Origin of the sequence: Plastoroseomonas hellenica (genome assembly GCF_018129085.1) — a bacterium.
GTDB classification, from domain to species: domain Bacteria; phylum Pseudomonadota; class Alphaproteobacteria; order Acetobacterales; family Acetobacteraceae; genus Plastoroseomonas; species Plastoroseomonas hellenica.
In genome coordinates this window covers 111,953-124,183 of the sequence record NZ_JAAGBB010000014.1, presented here as the reverse complement: position 1 = coordinate 124,183, position 12,231 = coordinate 111,953, and the positions used below count along the sequence as shown (strand labels likewise).

Annotated in this window: 12 protein-coding genes; 6 read left to right on the top strand and 6 right to left on the bottom strand. The window is 70.4% G+C overall.

Features of this window, described 5'->3' with window-relative positions; genetic code table 11:
* Nucleotides 1-47: 47 nt before the first annotated feature.
* Nucleotides 48-314 carry a phosphopantetheine-binding protein gene (locus GXW71_RS13590; RefSeq protein ID WP_246526539.1) on the bottom strand — a complete coding sequence of 89 codons (267 nt, stop codon included), beginning with the start codon at nucleotides 312-314 and terminating at the stop codon, nucleotides 48-50.
* Between the two features lie 169 nt (nucleotides 315-483).
* Between GXW71_RS13590 and GXW71_RS13585 the strand changes: the two genes are divergently transcribed.
* Nucleotides 484-1,392, top strand: a complete 909-nt coding sequence (locus GXW71_RS13585; RefSeq protein WP_211853058.1) for a polysaccharide deacetylase family protein — start codon at nucleotides 484-486, stop codon at nucleotides 1,390-1,392.
* Here the strand turns inward: GXW71_RS13585 and GXW71_RS13580 are convergent.
* From GXW71_RS13580 to GXW71_RS13565, 4 genes are read right to left on the bottom strand one after another with little or no spacing between them, the layout of a single operon-like run.
* Nucleotides 1,350-2,597 carry a cation:proton antiporter domain-containing protein gene (locus tag GXW71_RS13580; protein WP_211853057.1) on the bottom strand — a complete coding sequence of 416 codons (1,248 nt, stop codon included), beginning with the start codon at nucleotides 2,595-2,597 and terminating at the stop codon, nucleotides 1,350-1,352. The two genes, GXW71_RS13585 and GXW71_RS13580, sit on opposite strands and share 43 nt — an antisense overlap.
* A 9-nt stretch (nucleotides 2,598-2,606) precedes the next feature.
* Nucleotides 2,607-3,437, bottom strand: a complete 831-nt coding sequence (locus GXW71_RS13575) for a MipA/OmpV family protein (RefSeq protein ID WP_211853056.1) — start codon at nucleotides 3,435-3,437, stop codon at nucleotides 2,607-2,609.
* Nucleotides 3,438-3,453: 16 nt separating this feature from the next.
* Entirely contained in the window at nucleotides 3,454-4,116 is a 663-nt protein-coding gene (locus GXW71_RS13570; RefSeq protein ID WP_211853055.1) for a methyltransferase domain-containing protein, read from the bottom strand.
* Nucleotides 4,113-5,294 carry an enolase C-terminal domain-like protein gene (locus tag GXW71_RS13565; RefSeq protein ID WP_211853054.1) on the bottom strand — a complete coding sequence of 394 codons (1,182 nt, stop codon included), beginning with the start codon at nucleotides 5,292-5,294 and terminating at the stop codon, nucleotides 4,113-4,115. Before GXW71_RS13565 ends, GXW71_RS13570 begins: the two co-directional genes overlap by 4 nt.
* Before the next feature lie 191 nt (nucleotides 5,295-5,485).
* On the opposite strand from GXW71_RS13565, the gene GXW71_RS13560 reads away from it, so the two are divergent.
* The 4 genes from GXW71_RS13560 to GXW71_RS13545 all read left to right on the top strand — a co-directional run bounded on the left by GXW71_RS13560 (nucleotide 5,486) and on the right by GXW71_RS13545 (nucleotide 9,443).
* Entirely contained in the window at nucleotides 5,486-6,283 is a 798-nt protein-coding gene (locus GXW71_RS13560; RefSeq protein WP_211853053.1) for an enoyl-CoA hydratase/isomerase family protein, read from the top strand.
* Between the two features lie 34 nt (nucleotides 6,284-6,317).
* A complete protein-coding gene (locus GXW71_RS13555) occupies nucleotides 6,318-7,295 on the top strand; it encodes a Bug family tripartite tricarboxylate transporter substrate binding protein (protein ID WP_211853052.1) in 978 nt (325 codons plus the stop codon).
* Nucleotides 7,296-7,418: 123 nt separating this feature from the next.
* Complete coding sequence (locus tag GXW71_RS13550; protein WP_211853051.1) at nucleotides 7,419-8,831, top strand: calcium-binding protein; 1,413 nt, start codon at nucleotides 7,419-7,421, stop codon at nucleotides 8,829-8,831.
* Nucleotides 8,832-8,912: 81 nt separating this feature from the next.
* A complete protein-coding gene (locus GXW71_RS13545) occupies nucleotides 8,913-9,443 on the top strand; it encodes a hypothetical protein (RefSeq protein WP_211853050.1) in 531 nt (176 codons plus the stop codon).
* A 13-nt stretch (nucleotides 9,444-9,456) separates the two neighbouring features.
* Here the strand turns inward: GXW71_RS13545 and GXW71_RS13540 are convergent, their stop codons facing one another.
* The gene (locus GXW71_RS13540; RefSeq protein ID WP_211853049.1) at nucleotides 9,457-11,139 is read right to left on the bottom strand and encodes a gamma-glutamyltransferase family protein; all 1,683 of its coding nucleotides are present in this window, start codon (nucleotides 11,137-11,139) and stop codon (nucleotides 9,457-9,459) included.
* Between GXW71_RS13540 and GXW71_RS13535 the strand changes: the two genes are divergently transcribed.
* Nucleotides 11,138-12,217 (top strand): Bug family tripartite tricarboxylate transporter substrate binding protein, encoded by a 1,080-nt coding sequence (locus GXW71_RS13535; protein WP_211853048.1) that lies wholly within the window; start codon nucleotides 11,138-11,140, stop codon nucleotides 12,215-12,217. The genes GXW71_RS13540 and GXW71_RS13535 overlap by 2 nt on opposite strands.
* The last annotated feature ends 14 nt before the right edge of the window (nucleotides 12,218-12,231 follow it).

Below are 12,231 nucleotides of genomic sequence, written 5' to 3'. Positions count from 1 at the left end.
GCCCGTATGGGAAAGGGGCGGAGATGGTCTGGCTGGGCATCGGGCTCTCACCGCGTCCGGTTCTTCTCGACATGGCCGGACAACGCCCGGAGGCTCGCGAAGATGCGGTGATTGCGTTCGTCATCGGAACGGAGCTGGAAGCCGTAGCGCCTGGAGATGGCCAGCGCGATCTCCAGCGCGTCGATCGAATCGAGGCCGAGCCCCTCCCCGAACAGGGGGGCGTCCGGGTCGATGCCGTCGGCATCCACGTCGAGATGGAGGGATTCAACGATCAGCCTGGCCATCTCGGCTTCCAGGGCAAGGCTCGCACTCAAGGACGTTCTCCTGTCCGCCGGCACCATTCCCGGTCACGCCGCTTGCCAAGCCGCCCGCGTCGCGTCATCCGGAGCCCGTTTGATGGAGCAGCCGAGGGGCTCCATCTCACGAACGAGCAACGAACGACGCCAACCCAGAGATGCGGCCCGATCCGAAAGCGGAAAACGCATGACCGCCTCCACTGGATACCAAGGATATCAAGCGCCAAGTGGCCAAACAAGGGCAGCCACCGGCGCCGCGCGCCTGTTCGCCGAGCTGCCGGCCGAGCTGACCTTCACCGTGGATGTCGAGCCCGAGAATCCGGCGGATGATCGCGATTGCGTCATCATGACCCGCCGGCTGATGGACCTGCTCGAGGCCGGCGGCGGGCACGGCACATTCTTCATCCTGGGCGTGCTCGCGGCCCGGCGCCCCGACCTCGTCCAGGAGATCGCGGCGCGGGGGCATGAGGTGGCCTGCCACGGGCTGTACCATCGGGCGCTGGAACACGGCTCCCCGGCCACGCTGCTCGCCGAACTGACCGAGGCCAAGCGGCTGCTGGAGGATCTCTCGGGCCGGCCGGTCCTGGGCTTCCGGGCGCCGATGTTCTCGCTGACCCGGCGCAGCGCCTGGGCGGCGGCGGTGCTGACGGAAGCCGGGTTCCGCTACTCCTCTTCCGTGGTGCCGGCCTGGAACCCGATGCATGGCTGGCCGGGGGCGCCGCGGCGGCCCTTCCGCTTCGCCTCCGGCCTGCTGGAGATCCCGGTGCCGCTGGGACGGCTCGGGCCGCTCGGGCTGCCTTTCCTGGGCGGGATGTATCTCCGCTACCTGCCGCCCTGGCGGTTGCGGCAGTTCTCGGAACAGAACCGGGACGCCCAGGGGCTTTGGTCCTATTGCCACCCTTATGACGTGGACACGGCGCGGGCCGGGGCCGGGCACAGCGATCGAGGGCTGCTGGCGCGGCTGTTTCTGCGCTGCAACCGGGACGTGGCGGCGCCGCGGCTGACCGGGTTGCTGGACGGCCGCCAGTCCCGCCCCTTCGTCGAACGGCTGGATCAGCTCGCGGCCGATGCGCCGCTCTTCGCCGGCAGGCTCTGAACCGCCCGCCGCGCCAGCGCCCGGGTTAGGGCCCCCGGAATCACCGTGCAGATCACCGCCATGGCGATCAGGGCGGAGAAGACCGTGCCGCCGATCAGTCCGGCTTGGTGCAGCACCGTCAGCACCACGACCTCCATCAGCCCTTTGGTCTGCATCATGACGCCGAGGGCGAGCGCGAAGGCCCAGCTTTCGCCGGCGCGGCGCGCCGGCAGGGCGATGCCCGCCACCTTGCCGAGGATGGTCGCCGCCGTCGCCAGCAGCATCACCGACAGGAAAGCGCCGGAGGCAGGATCGATCGCGGTCGCGAGGCCGCTCGCCATGAAGAAGAAGGGCAGCAGCACGGTGACGGTCACCGGCTCGATCTTCGCGATCAGCGCGGCGCGGGCCCCGGGCGGCATGATGGCGCCGGCGACGAAGCCGCCCAGGATGAAGTCGAGGCCGATCGCCTCCGCGCTGGCCGCCGCCGCCAGCGCCGTGGCGGCACCGAGCGTCAGCATGCGCGCTTCCCCGCCCGGTCCGCGGGCCATCAGTGCCAGCAGCGGCCGCACCGCGCCGAGCATCAGCGCTGCCCAGCCCGCCGTCAGCGCCAGGGTGGCGCCGACGCCGAACCCGCTTTCGGCGACCAGCGCCAGCAGCACCGCCAGCACCACCCAGAGCGCGGCATCGTTCAGTGCCGCGACGGCGAGCGCGGTCTGACCCAGGCGGGTGCCGATCAGCCCGAGCTCCTTCAGGATCGCCGCCAGCACCGGCAGCGCGGTGACCGCGATGCAGATCGCGAAACCCAGCACGAAGACCGGCAGCCCGCCGCGCGGGCCGAGCGCACCCGGCACCGCGGCCGCGACCCAGACCCCGAGCCCGGCGCCGAGGGCGAGCGGCAGCGCGAAGGAGCCGAGGGCGAGCGCCGGCAGCCCGCGGCCATCGCGCCGCAGCGCGCCGATGTCGAGATGCATGCCGGAGACGAAGACGAAGAGCAGCACGCCGATCGCCGACAATCCGTTCACCGCCGCGAGTGCCGTGGGCGTGAACAGCGCCGCATGCAGCTCCGGCGCCAGCCGCCCGAGGAGCGAGGGGCCGAGCGCGATGCCGGCCAGGATCTGCACCACCGCGAGCGGCGCCACCGCGCGGACCGCCGCGATGCGCCAGAGGGCCCAGGGCAGCAGCACGAGCAGGAGTGCGACGAGGAGGAGGGTGAGCTTGGCGGACATCGGGCCCGGTCAGTCGAAGGGATCGTCGTCGACGGCAACGGTCGCTTCGGACCGCCAGAGCGACCAGGAGAAGCCGGCGGCGACCGAGAGGTTCCAGTCCCGGCGGAACAGCGGGCTGTCGCGATTGGACGCGGCGCCGAAATACTCGACACGGGCGCCGGCGACGACGGCGATGCGTTCGGTGATCGGCACCCGGTAGGAGAAGCTGGCCCGCGCGCCGAGATAGCCGGCGCGCGCGTCATGGGCCGGGCGGCCCGGCCGGGCGAATTCCGGGGCGACGCCGTAGAAATAATCCATGAAGCGGTGATCACCGAAGGTGACGCCGATCCCGGCGCGCAGCCGGGCATTCGGCAGCACGAAGTTGCGTGCCTCGAAGGCGATGTCGGGCGCGAAGGTGAAGCCGCGATGGCTGATGGAGCGGAAATCGGTCGAGAAGACCGCGCGCACCGGCGTCTCCAGCAGGATGCGGCGCGGCGACGCGGCATCGCCGGCCCGCCAGAGCGTGAGGCGGAGCGTCGGCCCGATTTCGCCCATCCAATCGAGATCGGGCATGCCGCGCCGTGCGTCATTGTCGTCCGAGGAAACCGGGAAGGAGCCGGAGGCGCTGAGCGAGAACTCGAAATCCTCGCCCCTGAGCGCGCGCAGCCGCGCCCCCTGGTCGTCGCTGCGGAAGATCTCACCGCGATAGATCAGGAAGGGCGCGATGATGCCGCGCAGCCGCCCTTCATCGGCCGCCGGATAATCCGGGACATGGCCGCCGCCGCCGATGAGGCCGAGCTCCAGCACCGGGCGCCGCACCTCCTGCGCCGCAGCGGCGCCGGAGGCGAGCAGGAGAAGCATGGCAAGCATGACATGGCTATGACGCATCCGGCTGACGCTCCGCGACCAGCAGCACATTGGGCAATGGCGTGCCCTGCCAGCAAGGGGTGATGCGAACCGCGAAGCCCGCGGCTTGCAGGGGTGCTGCGAGTGCGGGCAGCGGCAGCGGCGCGATCGCTGCGCGGCGGATCTCCCCGCGCAGTAGACGGCCGGCGCCTTCCATCGCGAACCCGACCGCGCTGCGCCAGCCGCGGTCCGGGTCGAAGGCGCGGATCAGCACCCGTCGCCGCGCCACGCGCGCGACGCGGGTCAGCAGGTCGCGCTGCAACCCTCCCGGCATCTGGTACAGCACGTCGATCAGCATCGCGGTGTCGCAATCGGGCAGCGGCGCGGTGGCGAGGTCGGCGGCTTCGAAGCGCGCCGCCAGGCCCTCCGCTGCGCGCGCCGCATCCGCGATCTTGCTGCCGGCGCGGTCGAGCCCGGTGACATCAGTCGCATGGCCCGCCAGCAGCAGCGCGAGCGCGAGCTGCCCACGCCCGCAACCGAGATCGAGCAGATGGCCGAAGCCGTCAGCGCCGAGCGCCAGGATAGCCGCCGTCGCCGGGTCCCGGCGCAGCTTGCCACTGACAAAACCCTGGGCGAAGCGGCCGGCGCCGGCATAGCGCGCGGCGGTCGCGGCGATCAGGCTGGCATCGCTCAAGCGAGATCCTTGAGCACCGCCCAGAGCGCCGACTTCGCTTCGAAGCCGATGCCCGGGATGGTCGGCATGCGGATGCGGCTGTCCGTGACCGGCGTGTCGTCGGCGAAGCCGCCGAAGGGCGCGAAGACCTCCGGATAGCTCTCATTGCCGCCGAGGCCGAGCCCGACGGCGATATTGAGCGCGAACTGGTGGCCGCCATGGGGCACGCAGCGGCGCGGCGACCAGCCATGGGCCGCCATCATCTCGAGCGTGCGGAGATATTCGACCAGGCCGTAGGACAGCGCCGGGTCGAATTGCAGGATGTCGCGGTCCGGCCGCAACCCGCCATGGCGGATCAGGTTCCGCGCGTCGAGCATGGAGAACAGGTTCTCGCCGGTCGCGATCGGCGGCAGGTAATGCTCGGCCAAGGTCGCATGCGTCGCGAAATCGAGGGGGTCCAGCGGCTCCTCGTACCAGCGGAGATTCATGGGCTGCAGCGCCGCCGCATAGGTCAGCGCGGCGTGCAGGCCGAAGCGCCCGTTCACGTCGACGCAGAGGCGGGACCCTTCGCCGCCGAGCAGCTTCACCACCGCCTCGATCCGCGCCATGTCCTCGGCGAGGGCCTCCTTGAGCGGCGTGCCGGGGGCGCCGCCGATCTTCATCTTCACGGTGCTGTAGCCCATGTCGAGGTAGCGCTTCATCTCCTCGACCAGGGCATCGACGCCCTTGCCGGGATGGTAGTAGCCGCCGGCGGCATAGACCCAGGCCGTCTCGTCGGCCGGGCCGCCGCGGTAGCGATCGGCCAGCAGCTTCCAGAGCGGCACCCCCTCCAGTTTCGCGGCTGCGTCCCAGAGCGCCATGTCGAGCACGCCGACCGCGACGCTGCGGTCGCCATGGCCGCCGGGCTTCTCGTTCTTCATCATCGCGGCCCAGGCGCCGACCGGGTCGAGCCCGCCATCGGTGCGGGTGATCTCGGCTTCCGTCGTGCCGGTCAGGCGCGGGATGAAGCGCTCGGCCAGCAGGCCGGGCTGGGCGTAGCGGCCATTGGAGTTGAAGCCATAGCCGGTGGCGCGGCGGCCGGCGCCATCCTCGATCGTCACCGCGACGACCGAGGCGGTCATTTTGGAGAAATCGATATAGGCATTGGCGATGGCGCTGCTGATCGGCACCACGGCCTGCTTCACATCGGCGATACGCATCGGCGTCGTCTCCTCAGATCCCTCATACGCCGGGCGCCGCGCATCCGCGCGGCTTGGCTCGCCGGACTACCGGCCCGCTGGCTCCGGTCGCGCTTCTGTTCGCACCACCCGGCGGCTTCGGCAAGCCGCCGGCTTGACGGGGGCGGCCGCAGAGGATCGACTCCCGATGGACGAACCGGGAAACGCAGGAAATGGATACCAATACGGCCGAGCCCGAGCTGCTGCACGAGGTGCGGGATGGCGGCATCGCCTGGACGGTGCTGAACCGGCCGCAGGCCCGCAACGCCATGACCTTCCCGATGTATGAGGGGCTCTATCGCCTGGCCGGCGAGATCGGCGCCGATCCCGCCGTGAAGGCGTGGGTGATCACCGGCGCCGGGGAGAAGGCCTTCGCGGCGGGGACCGACATCTCCCAGTTCCGCAGCTTTTCGGGTCCGCAGGATGCGCTCGACTATGAGGCGAAGATCGACCGCATCGTGACCGCGATCGAATGCTGCCCGAAGCCGACCATCGCCGCGATCGCCGGCGCCTGCACCGGGGGCGGCGCCGCCATCGCCGGGGTCTGCGACCTGCGCATCGGTGCGGCCAATGCGAAGATCGGCTTTCCGATCGCCAAGACCCTCGGCAATTGCCTGTCGATGGCGAATTATGCGCGCCTCGCGGCACTGATCGGTCCGGCGCGCGTCATCGACCTCGTCTTCACCGCACGGCTGATCGAGGCGGAGGAAGCGAAGGCGGCCGGGTTGCTGAACGAGATCCTGCCCGATGCCGCGGCGCTGCATGCCCGGGCGGAGGAGCTGGCCCGGCTGGTCGCGGGCCATGCGCCGCTGACCTTGCGCGCCACCAAGGAGGCGATGCGCCGCCTGCGTGAAGCGGCACGCAACACCCACGGCGATGACCTGGTGACCATGTGCTTCACCAGCGCCGATTTCGCGGAAGGCGTCGACGCCTTCCTCGCGCGGCGGCCGGCCAATTGGCAGGGCCGCTGACGACAACCAAGACGACGAGAGGAAGTCTTCAAGAATGAATACCCGGATCACCCGCCGCGCGCTCGGCGCGGCGGCGTTGCTGAGCGCTACGCCACGCCTCCTGCACGCCCAGGCCTATCCCAGCCGTCCCGTCACCATGCTGGTCGGCTTCGCGCCGGGCGGCGGCACCGACATCATCGCGCGCTTCCTGCAGCCTGCCCTCGCCGAGGAATTCGGCCAGCCGGTCGCGATCGAGAACCGCCCTGGCGCCAGCGGCACGCTCGCCGCCTCGGCCATGACGCGGGCGCGCCCGGACGGCTACACCATGCTGATGACGACGATCAGCGCCAGCGCCGTGGTGCCGCCGCTGATGACGCCGCCGCCCTTCGACATCATCCGCGACCAGACCGCGGTGGCGCTGGCCGGCACCGTGCCGCTGGTCGCCGTGGTGCCGCGGAACGCGCCCTATGACACGCTGCGCGGGCTGATCGACTACGCCAAGGCCAATCCCGGCAAGCTCAACTTCGCCTCCTCCGGTGCCGCCACCTCCCAGCACCTGGCATCGGAACTGCTCTGCATCCGCGCCGGCATCAGCATGACCCATGTGCCCTATCGCGGCACCGGCCAGGCGGTGAACGACCTGATCGCCGGCCGCGTCGACCTCAACATCGACACGCTGCCGACCAACCTGCCGCATATCCGCGCCGGTTCGCTGAAAGCGCTCGCGATCACCATGCCGGAACGGGTGGAATGGCTGCCCGATGTGCCGACAGTTGCCGAGCTCGGCTTCCCGGGCTTCGATTCCAGCGTCTGGTACATGGTCATGGCGCCCGCCAATACGCCGGCCGAGATCACCGCGCGCTGGTCGGCCGCGGTGAACAAGGTGCTCGGCGATCAGGGGCTGCGCACGCGCATCCGGGAAGCGGGCTTCCTGCCGGGCGGCGGGACGCAGGATGATGCGGCTGCGCTGCTGCGGCGGGACGCGCAGCGCTATGCGGAGCTGATCCGGAACGCGAGTATCCGGCTGGACTGACGCGGATGCGGCGGCCCTGTTTCCACCGGAACAGGGCGGCCCGGTGCCCCTGCTTAGTGTCGTCTGTCCGGTGCGGCGTCCTGCGGCGCCCGGACGTGATCCGACACAGGCAAGGGACAATCCATGGCCAGCAAACACGGTACGAACGGCGCCGATCAGCTTGGCGGCACCGAAGGAAGCGACTTCTTCTGGGGCTATGACGGCGACGACACCCTGAAGGGCGCCGGCGGCATCGACACCTTTCGGGGCGGTGCTGGCGCCGACAGGATCTATGGCGGCGCGGACAATGACCGCGTCATCTACGACGATTCCAATGTGGGGGTCTATGTCAGCCTCAATAGCGGCGGCGGCCTCTACGGCACCGCCGAAGGCGATCTGTATTTCGACATCGAGAATGTCACAGGCTCCTACTACGACGATCTGCTGTTCGGCAATGACGTCGCGAACGACTTCCAGGGCGGCGGCGGTCGCGACACCCTCTTCGGCATGGGTGGCGACGACACCCTGAAGGCCCATGGCAGCCTCTATGGCGGCATCGGACGGGATTATCTCCGCGGCACCGATGAAGCCGGCGACGAGCTCAACGGCGAATGGGACAACGACACGCTCGATGGCCGCGGCGGCGCCGATCGCCTCGACGGCGGCGAAGGCATCGACAAGGCGGTCTACGAAGCCTCCAAGCAGGGCGTCAGCGTCTATCTCTCCCCTGACTCCTCTCCCGGCCGCGGCTATGGCGGCGATGCCGAGGGCGATACGCTGTATGGCATCGAGAACCTCTCCGGCTCCGCCTATGACGACCTGTTCGAAGGCACCGACTTCGGGAACGTTCTGGAGGGCGCCCAGGGCAACGATACGCTCAAGGGCTTCGGCGGGCAGGACACGCTCCGTGGCGGCGTGGGCACGGACACGCTTCTGGGCGGTGCGGGCGATGACCGGCTGGAGGGCGGCGGTGACGGCGATCAGCTCGATGGTGGCGATGGCGTCGACACCGCCGAGTACTATGAATCCCTCTCCGGCGTGACCGTCAGCCTGGTCGGTGCCACCTATGGCGGCGACGCCACTGGCGACACGCTGCGCAATATCGAGAACCTGACCGGGTCGAATTTCGACGACAAGCTCTTCGGGAATGACGGCGCGAATACCCTGATGGGCGGCAACGACGGTGACCAGCTCTGGGGCGGCGGCGGCATGGACCTGCTGATCGGCGGCGCTGGGCAGGACCGGTTCTACTTCGACAGTGCCCTGAACGCCGCCACCAATGTCGACAAGATCGACGACATGAAGCTGGGACAGGACACCATCTGGCTCGACCGCCAGATCTTCAACGCCCTGCCGACCGGCGCGCTCAACGCGTCCGCCTTTCACATGGGGGGCGCGGCTGCGGATGCGAGTGACCGCATCATCTACGACAGCACGACGGGCGCCCTGTCCTATGACGCCGATGGTGTCGGCGGCGTTGCGGCAGTCCGGTTCGCGACGCTTGACCCGCTCGATGTCACGCAGGCCCTGAACCATACGGACTTCATGGTCTTCTGATCGGACTGCTTCGCCAATCACGAGGAACCACCCGGCCGCCAGCAGGCTGGCGGCCGGGTCGCAGCAGGAGGACAGAGCTCCATGATCATGCATGCGGCAACGGCGATTTCCGATCGCCGGCCGGTCGATCACCCGGCGCCCGGCGCATCGCTGCGGCTGTTTCGGCCAGGCAATCCGGTGACGGCCCTCGGCCTCGCTGTCGGCCACCTGATGACCAAGGCCCCTTTCGCGCAACTCCCGATGGGCGGCTGGGGCCGTATCCTGGTCGGGCAGATCAATCGCGGGCACTACTACTTCGTGGTCAATGGAGAGAATCGCGTCGTCGGCTTCCTGGGATGGGCCCTGACCAGCGAAGACCGCGCCGAAGCCTGGCTGCTGGGCCGCCGTGGCATCGGCCATGATGATGCTGCGGACGGTGACTGCGTCGTCTTCAACGCCTGGGCGGCGGACACGGCGGCGGTCAACCGCTTCGTCCTCGATGCCGCGCGCAATGTGGTGCGGGGCAGGCGGCTGATCTACTCCAAGCGCTATTATCAGAATGGCCGCGTCCGACCCTTGCGCATCGGCGTAAACGACTTCGTCGGCCGGCATATCGACCGGCTACACGCCTGACGCCGTCAGCCGATCAATCCCCCCGTGCCGCACCGTCGCGGTGCGGGTCCGCAACACCGATCCAGGCATCGCCGTCGCGCTGAATGATCTGCAGGCCGGTGTTCATGGTCGCTGCCTGCACTGTGTGTCCCAGCGCGCGCAGCGCCGGCAGCAAGGCCTCCGCGCCGGTGCCGGCCTCGACCTCGGCGGCGCTCGGGTTGACCTGGGCGCCGATGCGAGGCCGCGCCGCCGCGGTGGCGGCGCTGCGGTTCCAGGCCAACATCTCGACCAGTGCGGTCGCGACGGCATCGATGATGCGGGCGCCGCCGCCGGCGCCGAGGATGATCTCCGGCGTGCCATCGGCACCGAAGACGATGGTCGGCGCCATGGTGGTCGCGGGCCGTTTGCCGGGCTGCATTCGGTTCTGCGCGGGGGCCTCAGCGGTGCCGGGATTGGTCGCGAAATTCGTCATGCCGTTGTTCAGCACGAAGCCGGTGGCCAGGATCTCGGCGCCGAAATTCAGGTTGTTCGTGGTGGTCATCGCCAGCGCATTCCCCGCCGCATCACGGATCGCGATGTGGGATGTCGCGGCTTCGGCGATCGGCACGCTCTCGGGCGGCAGGGCACCGTGGCGCCGGGGTGGCTCCCCGGCGGGCGTCTCAGCCATGGCGCGGGTGGGATCGATGCGGGCGGCGCGATCGGCCAGATAGGCGCGGTCGATCAGGCCGTCCGTCGGCACGCTGACCTGGTCCGGGTCGCCAATCCAGCGGCGCCGGTCGGCGCCGGCGAGCCGGCTCGCCTCCAGCAGCAGATGCGCAGCGTCCACACTCTCCGGCGCCCGGCGGGCGATGCCGGCCGCCTCCAGCATCATGACCTGCTGCAGCACGCTGATGCCGCCCGAAGCTGGGGGTGCCGCGCTGCAGATGCGGCGCGCGAAGATCTCCACGCAGACCGGCTCGCGCCGGCGCGGCGCATAGCCTGCGAGATCGGTGGCGGTGATCCAGCCGGGGACCGGATGTGCGGCAATCGCAGCCAGGATCGCATCCGCGATCGGGCCGCGTTGCAGAGCCTGCGGGCCCGCCTCTGCCAAGTGGCGGAGCGCCTCCGCCTGCGCGGGGTTGCGGATCAGGGTGCCGACCGGAAGCAGATGGCCCTCGGCGTCGAAGAGCATGGCGCGGAGCGCCGGGACCCGGGCGAGCTCCGTGCTGCGCGCCCGCACCGCCTGATGCAGATAGGGCGGCACTGGGAACCCGTCGCTCGCGGCGCGGATCGCGGGTTCCAGCAGCCGCGCCCAGGGCAGCTTCCCCTCCGCCGCATGCAGCGCGCCGAGTATGGTGACGGCGCCCGGCACCGCGACGGCGCGACCGCTGCGGGCGACCGTCGCGGGCCCCGCCGTCCCTTCCATCAGGCGTGCGACCGGCAGGCTCGCAGGTGCGCTGGCGATGCCATCCAGATGCGTGAGCTGCCGCGTCGCCGCGTCCCAGTAGAGCGCGAGCGCGCCGCCGCCGAGCCCGCTCGCCTGCGGCTCCACCACGCTCAGCACCGCTTGCACCGCGACTGCGGCATCCGCGGCGCTGCCGCCCTGTCGCAGCATGGCGAGCCCGGCTTCGGAGGCGAGGGGGTGCGCGGAGACCACGATCTGCCTGATGGCGGGGAGTGGCGGCTCCGCGGCGTTCGCTGATGCGGCAAGCAGCAGCAGCATGAAAAGCAGGCGCATGATCAGGATCCTGGGGCTGCGGGGCGCCGAAGGCCGCGATACTCCCGCTTGCCGCCTCTCCCTGTCCAGGCCGACACTCGCCGTAACCTTGCCGGAGGTCACCATGATCCGCCGCCGCCAGTTGCCATTGCTTGCTGTCGCGATGCCCGCCTTGGCACGGGCCCAGGGGCCCGGGCCGGCCAGCTGGCCGCAGCGGCCGGTGAAGATCGTGGTGCCCTTCGCGGCGGGCGGCATCATCGACGTCGTCGCGCGCATCGTGGCGGAGCCGCTGTCGCGCCGCTTCGGCCAGCCTTTCGTGATCGAGAACGTGCCGGGCGCGGGATCGAGCATCGGCGCCCGCAATGTCGCCCGCGCGACGCCCGACGGCTACACGCTGCTGGTCAGCGGCGCCGCGCATACGGTGATCCCGGCGCTCTATCCGGAAGCAGGCTTCGATGCGCTTACCGACCTGACGCCTGCCGCACTGCTCGGCGACCAGAGCTTCCTGCTCTGCGTGCATCCGAACCTGCCGGCGCGGAGCGTGCCGGAGCTATTGGCCTGGCTGCGCGGCCGCAATGGCGAGGCGACCTTCGCGACGACCGGCATCGGCGCGGCGTCGCACCTCGCCGGTGAGCTCCTGAAGAAGCTGGCGGGCGTGCAGTTCACCGTGGTGCCTTATCGCGGCACGCCGGCAGCGGTGACGGACCTGATCGCCGGCCGCGTCGACTTCATGATCGACAGCCAGACCCTGCTGGCGCCGCTGGCCCGCGACGGCCGGACCCGGGCACTCGCCGTCACCACGCCGCGCCGGTCCCGCCTGCTGCCCGAGCTGCCGACCTTGCAGGAAGCGGGCGTCGCCGGTTACGCCGCTTCCTCCTTCCAGGCGCTCTTCGCGCCGCGCGGCACGCCGGCAGCGATCATCGATGGATTGGCCGCGGCGGTCGCGGAAGCCCAGGCCGATGCCGGCGTGCAGCGCCGCTTCGAGGATGGGGGCGTCGATGTCCTGGTGGGCGACGCCGCGGCCGCATCGCGTCATGTGCGGGCGGAGGCGGCGAAATGGCTGCCGATCCTGCGCGAGACCGGGGCACGCGCGGGGTAGCTCGCTGCGCCCCG

What these genes read in the sequence shown, in the direction of transcription:
- GXW71_RS13585 (WP_211853058.1), top strand. Translation starts at nt 484, where the DNA reads ATGACCGCCTCCACTGGATACCAAGGATATCAAGCGCCAAGTGGCCAA.
- GXW71_RS13580 (WP_211853057.1), bottom strand. Translation starts at nt 2,597, where the DNA reads ATGTCCGCCAAGCTCACCCTCCTCCTCGTCGCACTCCTGCTCGTGCTG.
- GXW71_RS13575 (WP_211853056.1), bottom strand. Translation starts at nt 3,437, where the DNA reads ATGCTTCTCCTGCTCGCCTCCGGCGCCGCTGCGGCGCAGGAGGTGCGG.
- GXW71_RS13565 (WP_211853054.1), bottom strand. Translation starts at nt 5,294, where the DNA reads ATGCGTATCGCCGATGTGAAGCAGGCCGTGGTGCCGATCAGCAGCGCC.
- GXW71_RS13560 (WP_211853053.1), top strand. Translation starts at nt 5,486, where the DNA reads ATGGATACCAATACGGCCGAGCCCGAGCTGCTGCACGAGGTGCGGGAT.
- GXW71_RS13555 (WP_211853052.1), top strand. Translation starts at nt 6,318, where the DNA reads ATGAATACCCGGATCACCCGCCGCGCGCTCGGCGCGGCGGCGTTGCTG.
- GXW71_RS13550 (WP_211853051.1), top strand. Translation starts at nt 7,419, where the DNA reads ATGGCCAGCAAACACGGTACGAACGGCGCCGATCAGCTTGGCGGCACC.
- GXW71_RS13545 (WP_211853050.1), top strand. Translation starts at nt 8,913, where the DNA reads ATGATCATGCATGCGGCAACGGCGATTTCCGATCGCCGGCCGGTCGAT.
- GXW71_RS13535 (WP_211853048.1), top strand. Translation starts at nt 11,138, where the DNA reads ATGATCAGGATCCTGGGGCTGCGGGGCGCCGAAGGCCGCGATACTCCC.
- GXW71_RS13540 (WP_211853049.1), bottom strand. Translation starts at nt 11,139, where the DNA reads ATGCGCCTGCTTTTCATGCTGCTGCTGCTTGCCGCATCAGCGAACGCC.